This window comes from Variovorax sp. VNK109 (assembly GCF_049445855.1).
Lineage (GTDB): Bacteria > Pseudomonadota > Gammaproteobacteria > Burkholderiales > Burkholderiaceae_C > JAGOCV01.
On record NZ_JBMSDV010000001.1, the window covers coordinates 642,038 to 658,379 of the forward strand.

19 protein-coding genes and 1 pseudogene are annotated in these 16,342 nt (G+C 60.8%); 5 read left to right on the top strand and 15 right to left on the bottom strand.

The genetic code is table 11. The annotated features are described in order from the left end of the window. Positions 1-49 precede the first annotated feature (49 nt). From ACO2Q9_RS03130 to ACO2Q9_RS03140, 3 genes are all read right to left on the bottom strand, one after another. Positions 50-1,516 (bottom strand): PLP-dependent aminotransferase family protein, encoded by a 1,467-nt coding sequence (locus ACO2Q9_RS03130; RefSeq protein ID WP_423308208.1) that lies wholly within the window; start codon positions 1,514-1,516, stop codon positions 50-52. 162 nt (positions 1,517-1,678) lie between these two features. Further along, a complete protein-coding gene (locus ACO2Q9_RS03135; RefSeq protein ID WP_423308210.1) occupies positions 1,679-2,680 on the bottom strand; it encodes an NADP-dependent oxidoreductase in 1,002 nt (333 codons plus the stop codon). A gap of 66 nt (positions 2,681-2,746) precedes the next feature. Continuing rightward, positions 2,747-3,010, bottom strand: a complete 264-nt coding sequence (locus ACO2Q9_RS03140) for a hypothetical protein (RefSeq protein ID WP_423308212.1) — start codon at positions 3,008-3,010, stop codon at positions 2,747-2,749. 156 nt (positions 3,011-3,166) lie between these two features. On the opposite strand from ACO2Q9_RS03140, the gene tfpZ reads away from it, so the two are divergent. Both tfpZ and ACO2Q9_RS03150 read left to right on the top strand, forming a co-directional pair. Continuing rightward, positions 3,167-3,964 carry a TfpX/TfpZ family type IV pilin accessory protein gene (gene tfpZ, locus ACO2Q9_RS03145; protein ID WP_423308214.1) on the top strand — a complete coding sequence of 266 codons (798 nt, stop codon included), beginning with the start codon at positions 3,167-3,169 and terminating at the stop codon, positions 3,962-3,964. Positions 3,965-4,092: 128 nt separating this feature from the next. Further along, on the top strand, positions 4,093-4,602 hold the full coding sequence (locus tag ACO2Q9_RS03150) for a GAF domain-containing protein (protein ID WP_423308216.1): 510 nt from the start codon (positions 4,093-4,095) through the stop codon (positions 4,600-4,602). Here ACO2Q9_RS03150 and ACO2Q9_RS03155 read toward each other — a convergent pair. Continuing rightward, positions 4,590-5,522, bottom strand: a complete 933-nt coding sequence (locus ACO2Q9_RS03155; protein ID WP_423308218.1) for a LysR family transcriptional regulator — start codon at positions 5,520-5,522, stop codon at positions 4,590-4,592. The two genes, ACO2Q9_RS03150 and ACO2Q9_RS03155, sit on opposite strands and share 13 nt — an antisense overlap. A 118-nt stretch (positions 5,523-5,640) precedes the next feature. On the opposite strand from ACO2Q9_RS03155, the gene ACO2Q9_RS03160 reads away from it, so the two are divergent. Together ACO2Q9_RS03160 and ACO2Q9_RS03165 are read left to right on the top strand one after the other, a co-directional pair. Beyond that, on the top strand, positions 5,641-6,615 hold the full coding sequence (locus ACO2Q9_RS03160; protein WP_423308220.1) for a TerC family protein: 975 nt from the start codon (positions 5,641-5,643) through the stop codon (positions 6,613-6,615). A 9-nt stretch (positions 6,616-6,624) separates the two neighbouring features. Continuing rightward, on the top strand, positions 6,625-7,578 hold the full coding sequence (locus ACO2Q9_RS03165) for a sodium-dependent bicarbonate transport family permease (RefSeq protein WP_423308222.1): 954 nt from the start codon (positions 6,625-6,627) through the stop codon (positions 7,576-7,578). Between the two features lie 45 nt (positions 7,579-7,623). On the opposite strand, the gene ACO2Q9_RS03170 is transcribed toward ACO2Q9_RS03165, so the two are convergent. From ACO2Q9_RS03170 to ACO2Q9_RS03200, 7 genes and pseudogenes are all read right to left on the bottom strand, one after another. Beyond that, positions 7,624-8,067: a surface-adhesin E family protein gene (locus tag ACO2Q9_RS03170; protein ID WP_423308224.1), complete on the bottom strand. Its 444-nt coding sequence runs from the start codon at positions 8,065-8,067 to the stop codon at positions 7,624-7,626. Between the two features lie 93 nt (positions 8,068-8,160). Next, entirely contained in the window at positions 8,161-8,694 is a 534-nt protein-coding gene (locus ACO2Q9_RS03175; RefSeq protein WP_423308226.1) for a DUF3833 domain-containing protein, read from the bottom strand. 35 nt (positions 8,695-8,729) lie between these two features. Next, positions 8,730-10,289: a cryptochrome/photolyase family protein gene (locus tag ACO2Q9_RS03180; protein ID WP_423308228.1), complete on the bottom strand. Its 1,560-nt coding sequence runs from the start codon at positions 10,287-10,289 to the stop codon at positions 8,730-8,732. Positions 10,290-10,326: 37 nt separating this feature from the next. Next, entirely contained in the window at positions 10,327-10,884 is a 558-nt protein-coding gene (locus tag ACO2Q9_RS03185; RefSeq protein WP_423309906.1) for a fasciclin domain-containing protein, read from the bottom strand. Between the two features lie 193 nt (positions 10,885-11,077). Next, positions 11,078-12,103, bottom strand: coding sequence for a methionine synthase (locus tag ACO2Q9_RS03190; protein ID WP_423308229.1), 1,026 nt, complete (start codon positions 12,101-12,103; stop codon positions 11,078-11,080). Positions 12,104-12,217: 114 nt separating this feature from the next. Next, positions 12,218-13,201, bottom strand: coding sequence for a DUF1852 domain-containing protein (locus tag ACO2Q9_RS03195; RefSeq protein ID WP_423308231.1), 984 nt, complete (start codon positions 13,199-13,201; stop codon positions 12,218-12,220). Next, positions 13,198-13,566: pseudogene (locus tag ACO2Q9_RS03200) on the bottom strand (NAD(P)H-dependent oxidoreductase); the annotation flags it as partial. The pseudogene ACO2Q9_RS03200 and the gene ACO2Q9_RS03195, both read right to left, overlap by 4 nt. Before the next feature lie 96 nt (positions 13,567-13,662). Here ACO2Q9_RS03200 and ACO2Q9_RS03205 point away from each other — a divergent pair. Continuing rightward, a complete protein-coding gene (locus tag ACO2Q9_RS03205; protein WP_423308232.1) occupies positions 13,663-14,583 on the top strand; it encodes a LysR substrate-binding domain-containing protein in 921 nt (306 codons plus the stop codon). 34 nt (positions 14,584-14,617) lie between these two features. On the opposite strand, the gene ACO2Q9_RS03210 is transcribed toward ACO2Q9_RS03205, so the two are convergent. The 4 genes from ACO2Q9_RS03210 to ACO2Q9_RS03225 form a co-directional block, all read right to left on the bottom strand. Beyond that, positions 14,618-15,463 carry a transglutaminase-like domain-containing protein gene (locus ACO2Q9_RS03210; RefSeq protein ID WP_423308234.1) on the bottom strand — a complete coding sequence of 282 codons (846 nt, stop codon included), beginning with the start codon at positions 15,461-15,463 and terminating at the stop codon, positions 14,618-14,620. A 32-nt stretch (positions 15,464-15,495) separates the two neighbouring features. Continuing rightward, positions 15,496-15,789, bottom strand: coding sequence for an RNA recognition motif domain-containing protein (locus ACO2Q9_RS03215; RefSeq protein WP_423308236.1), 294 nt, complete (start codon positions 15,787-15,789; stop codon positions 15,496-15,498). A 63-nt stretch (positions 15,790-15,852) separates the two neighbouring features. Further along, positions 15,853-16,122: a translation initiation factor IF-1 gene (infA, locus tag ACO2Q9_RS03220; RefSeq protein WP_423308238.1), complete on the bottom strand. Its 270-nt coding sequence runs from the start codon at positions 16,120-16,122 to the stop codon at positions 15,853-15,855. A gap of 9 nt (positions 16,123-16,131) precedes the next feature. After that, positions 16,132-16,341, bottom strand: coding sequence for a hypothetical protein (locus tag ACO2Q9_RS03225; RefSeq protein WP_423308240.1), 210 nt, complete (start codon positions 16,339-16,341; stop codon positions 16,132-16,134). Position 16,342: the final 1 nt, after the last annotated feature.

A 16,342-nucleotide genomic window follows, 5' to 3' on the forward strand; every position in this document is an offset into this window, starting at 1 on the left:
CCGCGGCCTGTTTTGGCGGCGTGATCAGTTGCGGGCAAAACCGACCAGATCAGATCGACGATTGCACAGGTCGGGGAGTGGGAGATGCGTCGCCAATCAGCCGTGCCAGTGTGCGCGTCGCACGCTCGAGGGTCGCATCCCACTGTTGACCACAGGTCAGCCGGATATGGTGCTGGAACTCCGCACGCGCAGAGAACATCGGCCCAGGGGCCAGGCTGATGCGCTGTGCCAGCGCGGCGCGGTGGAGTGCCAGCGCGTCGACCCCGGCGGGCAGCTCGACCCACACGAAGTATCCACCTGCAGGCCGCGCGACGCGCGTGCCTTCGGGGAAATTCCGGGTTACGGCATCGAACAGACTATTTCGCTGCGCTTGCAACGACTTTCGCAGACTGCGTAAGTGGCGGTCATAGCCACCTTCCTGCAGATACTCGGCGAGCGCGGCCTGCACGGGAATCGACCCCGACAAGCTGGTCATCAGCTTCAATCGCTCGACCTCGCTTGCCCAGCGCCCAGGCGCGGCCCAACCGACGCGGTAGCCCGGCGCCAGGCACTTCGAGAAAGACGAGCAGTGGAGAACCAGGCCGCGGTGATCGTACGCCTTGGCTGGAAGGGGCGCCGAGTTGCCTTCGTAAAGTTCAGCATAGACATCGTCCTCGATCAGAGGGATCTCGTTGCGCGCGAGCAGTTGCACGAGATCTTTTTTTTTGGCGTCCGGCATCAGGCTACCCAGCGGGTTCTGAAAGCTTGTCATCAACCAGCAAGCCTTGGGCCGATAGAGATCGATCACTTGCGCGAGACGGCCTAGATCAATGCCCTCGCGGCAATGCGTCGGCACTTCAATGGCGTGCAGTCCCAGGCGCTGCAATGCCTGCAGAGCCACGTAGAAAGTCGGTGACTCGACAACCACGGAATCCCCCGGCCTCGTCACGGCGGTCAGGCACAGGTTCAGCGCTTCCATGGCGCCGTGCGTCAATACGATCCCGTCAGGGCCGACAGCCATGCCTTGTCGTACATAGCGCTTGGCGATCTCGCGCTTGAGCCGCAGGTTGCCTGGCGGCAGATCTTCAACCATGTTCCACGGTGCGAGCCGTCTGGTGCCCGAAACGAGTGCTCGGCGCAGGCGGTCGAGAGGAAACAGGACGGGGCTCGGGAACGCCGATCCCAAAGGGATGATGTCGCGCGCACGCGCGGAGCCGAGGATTGCGTACACCAAATCGTTGACGTCCACGGCTTGGGGGCCGGAATGAGGCGCCGAAGTCGGCGGCTCGGCGAGTTGCACGCCGTTTGCGCGGGCCGTGACGAAGTAGCCGGAGCGCGGTGCCGCGCGGACGAGTCCTCTGGCTTCCAGCAGGTAGTAGGCCTGGAATACCGTGCTTGGGCTCACACCCCGATTGGCACAGGCTTGGCGCACGGAGGGGAGGCGATCCCCGGCGTGCAAAACTCCGGCCACAATTTGCTGCTCGATCTCCTGAGCGAGCTGCTGGTACCTCGTAGAACCGATCGCACGATCAGGCATGTGTTTGGCACCGCCTTCAATGACTACCGGCTGTGCAGGCTAAGGATTTCTTCAGTCTATTCGGTTAGTACGGCTACGCAAGACCGATCATCGGCTTAGGCAGCTTCTGTGTGCCAAGACGGATTTAAGCGTCGATCGTGCTCGACACTCCAGGCACAAACTTCATCGCACCTTGATCACCACCTTGCCCTTCGCACGGCCGCTTTCGACGTAGGCCAGCGCTTCATTGGTGGATTCGAAGGGGAAGACCTTGTCGATCACCGGGCGGATGGCACCTGACTCGATCAGTTGCGTGATCTGCCGCAACTGGCTTCCGCTGGCTTTCATGAAGAGGAAGGCGTAGTGAAGCCTGCGGCGTTTGGCTTGCCTTCGAACACCGAAGCTCAGGGCGCGCATGACCTGCTCGACGAACCACGGGGCCTTGATGCTTTCGGCAAACTGCGGGTCGGGTGGGCCGGAGATGGAGACCAGGTGGCCGCCGGGCTTGAGCACGGTCAATGACTTCATGAGTGTCTTGCCGTCCTGGCTGTGCAGAACCACGTCGTAATCGCGCAGATGATCTTCAAAGGCGTCTTTCCTGTAGTCGATGACCACATCCGCGCCCAGACTCTTCACCAATGAGGCGTTACCTGCGCTGGCGGTAGTCGCCACCGTCGCGCCCATGTGTTTGGCCAGCTGGATCGCAAACGTGCCGACGCCGCCTGAACCAGCCTGGATGAAGACTTTCTGCCCCGTCTCGAGCTTCGCGATCTCCCTCAGCGCTTGCCAGGACGTCAGGCCCACCAGCGGGATGGATGCCGCTTCCTCCATCGTGAGATTGCGGGGTTTCATCGCCACCGAGTCTTCCTTGACGGCAATGAGCTCGGCGAACGTTCCGATGCGCAAGTCGTCCGGCCTGGCGTAGACCTCATCGCCGGTCTTGAACTGGCTCACGCGGGGACCGACTCGAACCACCACGCCAGCCACATCGTGCCCCAGAACGAACGGCGGGCGGTACGGCAGGATGAGCTTGAACTCGCCGCTGCGAAGCTTCGAGTCCAGCTGGTTCAACGCTGTCGCGTAAACCTGGATCAGCACCTCGTCCGCATGCAGTTCCGGCTCGGGCAAGTCGACGGCGCGGAGTGCCTCGCTCTTTCCGTAACGATGGACGACAAATGCCTTCATGGTTTTCATTTGGTGAGAGCACCCGGTTCAGCCGATAGCCAGCCCCATCAACCCGCCAGGGTCGAATCAGGCTTTATCGCCGCCACCCAGCGCTTCGCGAAGATCTTTGTGGGCGTCATCGAGCTTCTCCGCGGTCCTGTCGAGCTGCTCCCCCGCGTCTCCTGTGCGCTCCACCGCCAGCTTGACCTCTTCGTCAACTTCCGGCAATCGAGTTTCGAGGACGCTTCGAACAACGGCCAGTTCGTCGGCGACAGCCTTGACCTCTTCCGCCGCAGCTTCGCTTGACGTCAGGGCGTCTTCAATCGACTTGTCCGTGGAGTGCTTGGTCACTGATGTCTGGAGAGGGATGGACAGGGAAGAGAGTGTCCTACACACCTCATGCACAAGCAAGTTTATTGTGTGACCGGTCGGTCGGCGCAAACTCCAGCTCCTTGAAAACCGTCAGGAAAGCCCATAGGTCACCCGCTGTCATCACTGGAAACCATCATGCTCAAGGACTTATCTCTTTGGCCTCGTGGCAAGCGAGCGACATTCGGGGAACGCCTTCACGCTGCGGCCACCCATCTTCTGCTGTGCCTGGTTGTTGCCGGTATGGCGTTTGGCTTGGTCCATTGGGTCTGGTATCCCAAGGAATATTGGGAGATGTCTGGCGGCCGGGAGCTCTTCTTTCTGTTGGTCAGTGTGGACGTCGTCCTGGGCCCGCTCATCACACTTGCAATTTTCAATCCCGGCAAAGGATGGGGGCGAATGAAGTTCGACCTGGCCGTCGTACTGGTCCTGCAGGCCGCAGCACTTGCATACGGCTTGTGGACGGTCGCTTCGGTGCGCCCCGCCTATCTGGTGCACACGGGAGATCGCTTCAACGTGGTTTCGGCGATGTCGATCGAGAAGAGCGAGTTGGCGCTGGCCGCGCAGCCGACATTCAGGAAAGTGCCATGGCTAGGTCCCGAGATCGTTGGCACGCGCGCACCTTCAACCCCCGAAGAATCCAACCAGTTGCTCATGGACGGCCTCGCCGGAAAAGACATTGAAGTCCAGCCGAAGTTCTACCTCCCCTACGAAGAAGTCAAACAGCGCGTCCTGGCTCAGTCCAGGACGCTGCAAGCACTGCGCATGAAGAATCCGGAGACCGCACGGGTCGCGCTGGACGAAAAATTGAAAGCCCTCGGCCGCGAAGAACAAACGCTGAGATGGCTACCTGTCATGGCGCGGGGGGACTGGGTTGCGCTCATTGACGCGGAATCGGCCGAACCGCTCGCCTTTCTTCCTTTGAATGGATTCTGATGAGGCATGACGCGTGTACCCACGGGTCGAACGCGTCTGCGGCTGAACACTATGACGCCCAAAGGATATGAGCTATAAATGCTTAGCAGCGGCGCAGCAGCAGCCGCATGCGCCTGAGGTGAGCAAGCATGGAGGGCGAACGTATGCGCGAATATTTGATGGCCACGGCCTCGACGGCAGATCACGTCAGCCTGGCTGCACTTCAAGATATCTTGAAGCGCGTTCGGGAGTTCCTGAAGATGGATATCGCATTCGTCGCCGAATTCGTTGATGGCCGCCGGGTGTTTCGCCAAGTGGACGCGCATCAACCGCATCAAAGCTTCGTTACAGCGGGCGATTCGCACGCTTTGGAAGACACCTACTGCCAGCGCGCTATCGATGGCCGGCTGCCGTTGGCCATCCCCAATTCCCGCAGGAACAAAGAGGCGCGCGAGCTCGCCGCAACAGACGCCCTGCAAATCGGCTGTTACCTCACCGCCCCGATTGTTCTGGAAGGTGGCGTCGTCTATGGCACGCTGTGTTGCTACAGCCATGAGCCCAAAGACTACTTGGGGCAGAGTGAAGTAGCCGCGCTGGAAGCCGTTGCCAAGCTCTTCACGCAAGCGATCTCGAAGGATCGCGCGCTCTACTCTCGATAGGTGGCAGCGCGGTCGGCAAGGGGGATCGCTGCCGAACCTGCCTTCTCGACCATGCGCCTGACCAATGGATGCACGACGCGCCGTTCGGTGCTGATGCAATAGAAGCGCTCAACCACCCCCTCCAGCGGGCCGATGCGGCGGACGCCATACTGGGCCAGCAGTTGCTGCTCCACCAGTTCCGGGGCAGGAAAGATTCCCATGCCACCGGCCGCGAAGATCTTCAGCAGCGCGGAATCCTCGAACTCCCCGACCGTGCGCGGCGGGATGCCCAGGCGAGCGAACCAATGGTCGATATGGGGTCGCACCTCTGCATTCGACGCCGGCAGCAGCACGGGTATGTCGGCCAGCCCGAGTGGAAACTTCTTTTTTGCACGAAGCGCAAGTCCTGCAACGCCATACCAGGCGAGGCCCGAAGACCCCATCGCATGATTGAACACCGTCAGGCCTGCACGCGGCGGTGCGGGCCTGTCGGCGAGGACCAAGTCCAGTTTGTGGACAGCCAGATTTCCCAGCAGATCCTCGAAATGCTGCTCATGACAAAGCAGGCGCAAACCCGGGGTGTCGAGAACGGGTTGCACCAGATGACGCACCACCAGCTTGGGCAGCGTGTCGCTGACCCCGAGTGCCAGCCGTACCGAAGGCTGTGTGCCGGATCGAGTTCGCAGCAAATCCGGCAGTGCTTCGCCGAGCTCGAAAATCACCTCCGCCTGTTGCATCGCCCGCTGACCTGCCTCGGTCAACACGACGCCCCTGCCCTGCGGGCGCAGCAATTGCACACCGAGGGAGCGCTCCAGTTCCCGTACCTGGGCACTCACGGTTTGCACAGCCATGCCGAGCCGCTCCGCGGCGCGGGAGATCCCGCCCTCCTTGGCCACCACCCAGAAGTAGTAGAGATGCCGGTAACTGAACGACTGGCTCATTCTGCTTTTAAAGGAGTCAATTTCAATAATTGTCTGCTTTTTCAGGAATCAGATCCAGCGTATCTTCCACTGACTGACGCAATCGCGCAGCGGCATTCCCAACAACGACAGGAAAAACATGGAAGTTGTGCTGACCTCTCTCCAGACCCCTTGGCTGGGCACGCCGATCGTGGTCTGGCTGGCATTCCTCTGCATCGTCGCCACCTTGTTGGCGCTGGACCTTGGCGTCCTGCACAAGGAGGAGCGCGAGATCGGTGTGAAAGAAAGCCTTCTGCTGTCCGGCGGGTACATCGGTATCGCGTTGCTCTTCGGCGCATGGGTCTGGTGGTACATGGGCGCACGGTCGGGCATCGAGTACTACACCGGCTTCCTGATCGAAAAATCGCTGTCGATGGACAACGTCTTCGTCATCGCGATGATTTTCTCGACGCTGGGCATACCGCGTCAGTACCAGCATCGCGTTCTTTTCTGGGGAATTATGGGCGTCATCGTCATGCGCGCCCTGCTGATCGGGGCCGGCGCGGCGCTCGTGCAGAACTTCAGCAGCATCCTCTACATCTTCGGGGCATTTCTTGTCATCACCGGCGTCAAGATGTGGATGTCCGCGGGGCAGCAACACGACATGGCCGACAGCCGCGTCCTCGCGTTCCTGCGAAGACATCTGCGCCTCACTGAAGATCTGCATGGCAACGCCTTTTTCGTGAAGCGCGCCGACGCAGGCGGCAACATGGTGCGGTACGCGACGCCCCTGTTCCTGGCGCTGGCGATGATCGAAGTGGTCGACCTCGTATTTGCGGTGGACTCGGTGCCGGCGATTTTCGCCATCACATCGGATCCGTTCATTGTCTACACGAGCAATATCTTCGCCATCCTGGGTCTGAGGGCGCTCTATTTCGCGCTCGCGGCAATGATCCATCGCTTCCACTACCTGCAGTACGCACTGGCACTGGTACTCGTGTTCGTCGGCACCAAGATCTTCCTCGTGAACTTCATCGGGAAGTTTCCGCCAGCCGTATCGCTCGGCGTCACATTCGGCCTGATTGCTGGCGGGGTTCTTTATTCCATGTGGAAGACACGCGCACGGGGAGCGTGAGGCAGAAGCATGAACCAGTTGCTCGATCCTGCCGTCCTGTTCTTCTGCTTCGGGATCGTTGCCGGCCTGCTGCGATCCAACCTGGAGATTCCGCCGGCCATCTCCAGATTCCTGTCGCTTTACCTGTTGATGGCTTTGGGCCTCAAAGGTGGATTCGCCCTGGCGAAGTCGGGGTTGACCTCCGAGGTTGCAGCCAGCCTGGGTGCGGCCATGCTGCTGGCAGTCGCTGTACCGGTGGTCAGTTACACCCTTCTTCGCAAGGCGCTGGGCGGGTTCGATGCTGCAGCCATTGCAGCCACCTACGGTTCCGTAAGCGCGGTCACGTTCATCACGGCCGTGCAGCACCTCGACGCAGCCGGGCTTCCGTACGGCGGGCACATGGCCGCGGCAATGGCACTGATGGAGTCGCCGGCGATCATCATGGCAGTTTTTCTGGCCAATCGCGTCCGCCAGGAGCACGCGGGAGCGGCCAATGCATTGCCACTGCGAGGCGTGTTGCATGAATCGCTGACAGACGGCGCACAGTTGCTGCTGCTGGGTGCCATGGTCATCGGAATTCTCAGCGGGACTGCGGGAGAAGCAGCCATGAAGCCGTTCACGGGCGATCTTTTCAGAGGCATGCTCGCATTCTTCCTGCTCGACATGGGCCTGGCGTGCGCGCGTCAGATCGGGGCACTGCGCGATGCGCCGCGATGGTTGCTCGGCTACGCGGTCGGCGCGCCGCTGGTGCACGCTGCAGTCGCCCTCGGGCTCGGACGGCTTCTCGGTCTGGAGGCAGGCAACACGGCGCTTCTGATGGTTCTGGCAGCATCGGCGAGCTACATCGCAGTTCCCGCCGTGGTGCGCCACGCCATTCCTGAGGCCAGGCCTGCGCTCTACCTGGGGTTGTCGCTGGGGTTGACGTTCCCCTTCAACATCCTCTTCGGCATACCGCTCTACCTGCGTCTGGCGCACGCATACTGAAGTGCAGCCGTGAACCAGGAGCGACCACCCACCGCGACACGCGCATCAAGGGCGACCTTCAGTTCTCGTCGTGCAGGCAGCGCGGATGATGCGCGGCGCGGGGTTTGGCTGCATTCCCCTGAATGCGAGATGCGACCGCGGATTGATCTGCGAAACATCCGATGAGAAAGAATGACCTTTCCACAGCGGGCCATCGAAATAATCCACCCGCTTGAAAAGCCCGACTTTCGTCCTGCAGTCGATTTCTACCTCAGCGGAATACGACCGGAAGACCTGGCCTGTGATTGGCGACCGTCGAGTGCTTGCGCGATTCACCCGTATGACGAGCTGTCGGGACCCGTCGGCTTCCGTGCGGATGGAGGCCGCATCCACCAGGACGGTGTCGGCGATCGGATCCTCCGGGTTTCCGACAATGACGAGCCATGTGGGCTCAGCAGAGGCTGCGCCACAAAACAACACCGCCGACACCACAGCGACCCACCAACGCACACCGTTCCCCTTGAGTTTCCGTCGATTCTAGGCGCCAATCGATGAAGATCGGCTCAGCCGAGGGGTCCCGGTCTGCATCCGGCTCCATCATCGTCACGGCTTCACGAAGGTGAGGACGACTTCGCCCAGCGTGAATCCGAACTTGCTCATCTTCGCGGTATTGAGCATGACCTTGTCTGTCTGCAGGTACATCCAGTCGTCCATCTGCACGTCATAAACCTTGCCGTTCACCGGAAGACTCAGCACGTAGCGCCACTGGAGGGCGTTGCCGCTGATCTTGCCTGTGGCCTCGCCCACGACGTCGCCGGCTTCGCCCGTGACAGATCCATCCGGACCGAGTGTCAACCGCCACACCCGGCGCTCCGTACTGCCATCGGAATACAGGAATCGCTCGTCGAGCACACCTTTGTTGCCGCTCCACTCGCCGCGCATGTCCACGGTGAAGCGCTTGACAACTTTGCCGCTGCGGTCGCGGAAGAATCCATAAGCGCGGAGTTCGCCATTGAAGAAGGAATCCAGCTTGAGGGCCGGCTTCTCGGCGGCATAGGTGTCAACGGACGGTGCTGCACATCCCGTGATGAGAGTTGCCAGTACGACAGACAGGGATACGAGAATTCTTTTCATCATTTGTCATGCCTCGGTTGGGTGGGTGGTTCAAATCCTCAGGCCCGCGCCTCGTCGCGCAACGCAGCGGCCTGTTGCCGGATGCGAGCCTTTTCCTTCGCATCGATACGGTCAAGATTCCTGAGTTGAAGCGACATGCGCGGGTTGCCTTTCAGGCGTTGCTCGTGGCGCATCAGGAAATCCCAGTAAAGGGTGGTGAACGGACACGCGTCCGGGCCTGTGCGCAGGGCCGGGTCGAAGCGGCAGCCCGCACAGTACGGGCTCATCTTCTGGATGTACCGCCCTGTCGCCACGTAGGGCTTGCTTGCCATCCATCCGCCATCGCCATACTGGCTCATGCCCAGCGTGTTGGGCAGTTCCACCCACTCCACGGCATCCACATAAACGGCCAGATACCACTCGTGCACGGCCTGCGGCCTGACCCCGAGCAGGAGCGCATAAAGCCCTGTGACCATCAGGCGCTGGATGTGATTCGCGTAGCCATGCGTCAGGGTTTGCTTCAGCGCATCGCGCAGACACGCCATCGGTACGTCGCCGGTCCAGTACCACGGCGGAAGCGGCTCCTGAGCATCCAGCGCGTTGAGCTCGAGATAACCCGGCATCTCGCTCCAGTAGATACCGCGCACATATTCGCGCCAGCCCAGGATCTGCCGGATGAATCCTTCCGCGCTGGCCAAGGGGACAACGCCCTCCCGATACGCTTTCTGAGCGGCGTCCACGACCTCGCGTGGATTGAGCAGCTTGAGATTCAGCGCAGCCGACAGGTGCGAATGATGTAGCCACGGCTCGTCAGGCCACATGGCATCCTGGTAAGGACCGAACATGGCGAGGCGTTCGTCGATGAAAGCATGAAGCGAGCGCAGCGCGTCTTCGCGCGTGACCGGCCAGTGGAAGCTGTCCAGGCTGCCGCGGTGGTCCGCGAAGCGGGCCTCCACTTGCGAAATGACCTCGCGCGTGACGTCGTCAGGACCGCACTCGAAGCGGCCCGCAACAAACCCCGGCCCAGCGGCACCGAAGCTCGCCCGGTTTTCGTCATCAAAGTTCCAGCGCCCGCCTTCCGGCTGCGCGTCGTCGCCGGCGGCGTCCTCAGCCATCAGGACCCGGTGACGCGTTCTTTGCGCGCGGTAGAAATACTCCATACGTAAGGATTTCCTGGATCTGGCGTACTCGCGGAACTCGTCGATGCCTACGAAAAAATGCCGGTCTTCGAGCACGGTGAGAGGAACGTCGGCTGCTGCGGCCACGTCGCGGATCGACTGCAACACGCGCCAGTCACCAGGCTGCGTCATGCGCAATGCGCGAGGCTGGAGCATTTCGATGTCGGCCGCCAGTTGGGCACCGAGGCTGCCCAGATTCCCCTCGTCGCCCAGCGCCCGGTAGATCAGCGTCTTGTCAGCAGACGCCAGCGATGCCGCAAAGTGCCGCATGGCGGACAGGAAGAGGACGATGCGTGGTTTGCCGGACCAGACATGTGTGGACTCTTCCTCCACTTCTGCCATCCACACGGCGTCTTTCGACGCGTCGAACCCGTCGAACGCAGCGGCTTCCGGGTCGAGCTGATCGCCCAGGACAATGATCAGCGAGCGCAGCTCTGACACCGGAGGCCACCTTCTTCGAGCGTCCGCGTCTTACGTCTTACTTGGGCAGCAGGACCTTGTCGATCACATGGATCACGCCATTGGACTGCATGACGTCAGCGATCGTGACCTTCGCGACGCCACCGCTCTCGTCCGTGACCGTGACGGAAGAACCAGAAGCCTTCGCCACCAGGGTGCCGCCCGCGACGGTCTTGATCGACGCCATGCCATTGCCGTCCTTGATCATTTTGGCGATCGCGGCGGCATCCCACTTTCCGGGAACGACGTGGTAGGTGAGCACGGACGTCAGCTTCGCCTTGTTTTCGGGCTTCAGCAGGGTATCGACCGTGCCTGCGGGCAGCGCGTTGAATGCAGCGTTGGTCGGCGCAAACACCGTGAACGGGCCCGGGCCCTTGAGTGTCTCGACGAGACCTGCTGCCTTCACTGCAGCGACCAGCGTCGTGTGGTCCTTCGAGTTGACGGCGTTGTCGATGATGTCCTTGGTGGGGAGCATCGGTGCGCCACCGACCATGACTTGTGCAGCAGCGGGAACTGCCACCGCGCCTAGCGCGGCGGCCAGCAGGAATGCGGAAGTGCCCCTGGAAAACTTGTTCATCATGCAATCTCCTTGAGTGATGGATGCCGCACCGGATGGGCGGCAAGCGGAGATTAAACCAATTAGTCTGTTTATGACTGATTAGTATATAAATAAACGTATCAGTATGTAATCGTCCGCCGCGCGGCAGACGCGCCATGTCATCGATGACGAAGACAAAGCCGGAGATGCTGTTCGAACGAGGGCACAGCGGTCACGCAGCAGCCAATCGCTCCTTCGCCAGCTTCGTGCCCGCTGCCAGCGCCTGCAGCTTGCGCCAGGCCACGTCCCGCCCCATCGGCGCCAAGCCGCAATTCGTGCACGGGAACAGGCGCTCCTTCGGCACGAACTCCAGCGCCCGGCCGATGGTGTCGGCCACTTCCTCGGGTGTTTCGACCACGTCGCTGGCCACATCGATCACGCCGACCATCACGTCCTTGCCCGCCAGCAGCTTCATCAGGTCGGGCGGCACATGGGAGTGGATGCACTCCAGGCTCACCTGATCGATGCTGCTCCTGGCCAGCGCGGGGAACACCGTCTCGTACTGGCGCCATTCGTCACCCAGCGTGCTCTTCCAGTCGGTGTTGGCCTTGATGCCGTAGCCGTAGCAGATGTGCACCGCCGTCGTGCAAGTCAAGCCTTGCGCAGCGCGCTCGAGCGCCTGCACACCCCAGTCAGCAGCATCCTTCATGTAGACATTGAAGGCAGGTTCGTCGAACTGGATGATGTCCACGCCATCGGCCTGCAGCGCAAGCGCTTCCTGATTGAGCAGTTCCGCAAACGCGAAGGCCATCTTGACCTTGTCACCGTAGAAGCGGTCCGCCACGGTGTCGACGATGGTCATGGGCCCGGGCAGGGTGAACTTCAGTTTCTTCTTCGTGTGCGCGCGCGCCAGCTGTGCCTCGAAGGCATGCACGCGGCCCTTCAGGCGCAGGGCCGACACCACCTGCGGCACCATCGCGTCGTAGCGGTTGTCGCGGATGCCCATCTTCACCTTGTGCTCGAAGTCGATGCCCTCGACCTGTTCGAGGAAGCCATGCACGAAATGCTGGCGCGACTGCTCGCCGTCGCACACGATGTCCAGGCCCGCGTCTTCCTGCGCCTTGATCCACAGCAGCGTCGCATCGGCCTTGGCCTGACGAAGCGCATCGCCTTCAGCCATCCACTTGGGCCAGAGCTTGTTGGTTTCTGCCAGCCAGGCAGGTTTGGGCAGGCTGCCGGCGATGGAGGTTTCAAACATTGAGGATTCCTTTCAGACTGGATGTGTGTGATGGCCGCTTTCGGGACAGCCTGCCCCATCAGCCGAGGGATGCATATTGGGTGAAATGGTGGCCAGTGCCACCGGTGCGAGAGTTTAGTGCGCGAAATCTGCAGCCCACTGGTCAAGCACGTTTTTGTACGGCTTGATGAAGTGCTCTTCCGCAAACTTTCCCTGCTTGACCGCCAGTTGGCTGCGCTCTTCCCGGTCATAGACGATCTGCGTCGACGAGTAGTCCTGGTGCTTCAGGCTCGGTCGATAGATACTCCCGGCCGCAGAATTGGCGTTGTAGATCTCGGGACGGTAGATCTTCTGGAAGGTTTCCATGGTACTGATGGTGCCGATCAATTCGAGATCCGTGTAGTCACCCGGCAGATCGCCGTGAAAGTAGAAAGCCAGCGGTGCCACGCTACCCGGTGGCATGAAAAAACGCACCTGCATCCCCATTTTCGCGAAGTACCGGTCCGTCGAGGACAGTTCATTCTGTTGATACTCGATGCCCAGCACCGGGTGCTGATTCCCGGTCCGCCGATAGGTCTGGCTGGTCGACACGCTGATGCAGATGACCGGTGGCTTGCCGAAGTGCTCGCTGTAAGTATTCGAGTTGGCAAATTGTCTGAACAGCTTGCCATGCAAGTCACCAAACCCGTCTGGAACACCGAATTCCGCGCGATCGGCGTTGTAGCCCGGGAGCACGACGCTGAAGTCGTAGTCGCGCACGTAGGAGGAGAAGTTGTTCCCCACGATGCCGTCGATGCGTTTGTGCGTCATCTTGTCGAGAATGCTGGTTTTCAGTATTTCGATCAACGGGAATGCAGAAGTGCTGCCCTTGTCGCCGAGGCTCATCTCGACGGAAATGATCTCCAGTTCGACGGCGTAGCGATCGCCCGTCGGATTGTCCCAATGCGCCAGGGCATTGAAGCGGTTGTCGATCATCCTCAGTGTGTTGCGCAGGTTCTGCTTCCGACTTGCGCCCCGGGCCAGGTTGGCGAAGTTGGTGGTGATGCGCGTGCTGTCCGATGGTTCATAGTTCTCATCGAAACGGATGCTCTTGAGATTGAAGGCAAGTTCTTCGTTCATGGAAATGTAGCGATGGAGTTCTTCAGAGAGGAGAGGGCAAGGGTCGGTCTGGCATGGCGCGCCAGCCCCATCAACGGCAATGCCCGCTGGATCGCCAACCTGGCCCGCTCGATGAGGGCTTCATCGCGCAGGCGGTAGTCCACAAAATCCTTGTCGGTCGCGTAGACGCCCAGCGGCAACATGCGTGCCTGGAAGAAGCTGAACAGCGGTCGTAGCTGGTGATCGATCACCAGGGCATGGCGCTCACTGCCGCCATTGGCCGCCAGCAGGACGGGCTTGTCGACCAGGGCGTCCTGATGAATGAAGTCGAAGAAGTGTTTGAACAGTCCCGCGTACGAGCCACGGAAGACCGGTGTTGCCACGACAGAACGAAATGGGCGTGTCATTGATCGGATGCTAGCCACCGACATCCATGAAGTAAAATGGTATTACTACATTAATTCATGAATCTGGATCATTGAATGCTTGAGCGCATCCACCTCAACATCGTGCAGCAGGTCGAGAAGCAAGGGTCGCTGACTGCGGCTGCGGGCGTCTTGAACCTGACCCAGTCGGCGCTGAGCCACAGCATGAAGAAACTCGAACATCAACTGGGCACGGACGTCTGGCTGCGCGAAGGCCGAAGCCTGCGGCTGACGCAGGCTGGACAGTACCTGCTGGCAGTCGCGAACCGGGTATTGCCGCAGCTGAATCTGGCCGAGGAGCGGCTCGGCCAGTTTGCGCAAGGCGAGCGCGGCGCGCTGCGCATCGGCATGGAATGCCACCCCTGCTACCAGTGGCTGCTCAAAGTGGTTTCGCCGTATCTCGCCGCCTGGCCGGACGTGGATGTGGACGTCAAGCAGAAATTCCAGTTCGGCGGGATCGGCGCTCTTTTCGGCTACGAGATCGACATGCTGGTCACACCGGACCCGCTGTTCAAGCCGGGGCTCAAGTTCGAACCCGTGTTCGACTACGAGCAGGTGCTTGTCGTGGCAAGGGGCCACGCGCTGGCTTCGGCAGACTACGTGAAGCCCAGGCAGCTGACCCAGGAAGTGCTCATCAGCTATCCGGTGGACATCGAGCGCCTGGACATCTACACCCAGTTCCTGCTGCCGGCGGGCGTCACGCCAAAGCGCCACAAAGCCATTGAAACCACGGACATCATGGTGCAGATGGTGGCCAGCGGTCGCGGTGTGGCCGCGCTGCCGCGCTGGCTTGTCGAAGAGTACGCTGACAAAATGGACGTGGTGCCCGTGCGGCTGGGCGCACGCGGCATTGCCAAACAGATCTTCCTGGGGGCGCGCGAGACCGACACCGCCATTGACTATGTGCGGGCCTTCATCGACCTGGCCCGCGAGCCTGCGGCCCCAAAAGCACGAGAAGCACGAAAAGCCAATCGATGAACACCATTACTGCACGGAACGCACTACCGCAACGTCATGAAGCAGCGGTGGAGATCGCCTCGTAGGTCCGCACCGGAGCGCGATAGATGCCGTCGCTACCCGGAATCGCTTCAATCAGGAGATTGCGGCCGAGCGGCACGACATCTCCGAAGATGGATGCATACGCGCAGTCAGAGGCATCGCGGCCCGAGGTGATGCGCACAAAACCCAGAGGTATGGCCGTACCTGATGGATCAAAGATGTACCAGCGGCCACCGAGATAGGCTTCGACGTAGGCGTGAAAATCCGGTGGTCCGAGTGCGGGATCGGCTCCATAGTCCAGTCCTGTCGTAAACCGCGCCGGTACGTTGACTGCGCGGCAAAGTGCAATCATCAGGTGCGCAAAGTCCCGGCATACGCCCTTGCCTTGCATGAGCGTCTGTTCGGCACTCGTGGTCCCGCTGGAGCTACCGGATTCGAAGGCGATGCGGCGATTGACCCAGTCGCAAATGGCCTGCACACGGCTGTAGCCTTGCCACATGTGACCGAACTCCAGCATCGCGAGTGCATTGAGCTTGTCTGACTCGCAGTAGCGGCTGGGGTACAGGTAAGGAATCACGTCGCCGGGGAGGTCCGAAACCCAGGTTTCGGCAACGACGTCCGGATTCTCACGATGGTGCAGCACATCCACCGTGCCTGAGTACCGCACTGTCAGATCGCCGGCGATTGCTCGCAGGCGGCTGACACGCCGCGCTTGCGGGCCGGTGCTGAGCGTGTGCATCGGAACGTTCTGGCTGAGAGTCAGCGATTCCGTGACGATGGTCTGCTGCTGGGTCTGTGCCGCAAGGAAGTTGAAGAGGAAATCGGCGCCTGCCGTGCGCACCTGATAGTGCAATTCCACTTCATACCTCAGCCGTATGGCTTTCGCGGTGTTCAGTACCGTCCCCCGCCGTTCTGGTAGCCACCACCGCTTCGCTTTTCCATGGGGCGCGCAACGTTGACCGTCAGCGCGCGTCCGCCGACGGACTTGCCATTCATGCCGTCGATGGCGGTTTGCGCTTCGTTGGCCGAAGACATTTCCACGAAGCCAAAGCCTTTGGAACGACCGCTTTCGCGATCGATGACGACCTTGGCCGAATTCACGGTGCCGTATTCAGCAAACTGGTGCTGCAGGGTCGAATCGTCGACGTCGTAGGAGAGATTACCGATATAGAGCTTGTTTTCCATGATGGACCTTTGATGAAACTGAATATGCGCCGCAAGGGCGCGTCGATGGCGTGGGTACGCCCACTATCTGCGTGGAAAGCGCCGTACAGCTGGTGGCGCCCCTCCGACGCGAGGTGCGATATGGCGGAACGTGATCCGCCCCTTGTTGATGTCGTAGGGTGACATTTCAAGGGAAACCTTGTCGCCCGCCAACACGCGGATGCGGTGCTTGCGCATCTTTCCGCCGGCGTAGGCAATGAGTTGGTGACCGTTGTCCAGGGTCACGCGGAAGCGCGAATCCGGCAACACTTCATCCACTTTGCCGTGGACCTCGATGAGTTCTTCTTTTGCCACAGGAACCTTTCAGTTGAGGCCGTGAAGAGCGAGGCTGCGGCCATGGTGGATGGCATAACGCTGAGCCTGCTTGTCGCAACTGAATGTCGGAACGAAGCGGAACACACGGTCGTACATGCCCCGGCGTATCGAAACCGAAGCCGAATAGCTGCCGGTGGGCATCAGTCTGGTGAGCGGCGTGACAACAAACTTGCCCACCGTGAACGTTGCATTGATCATG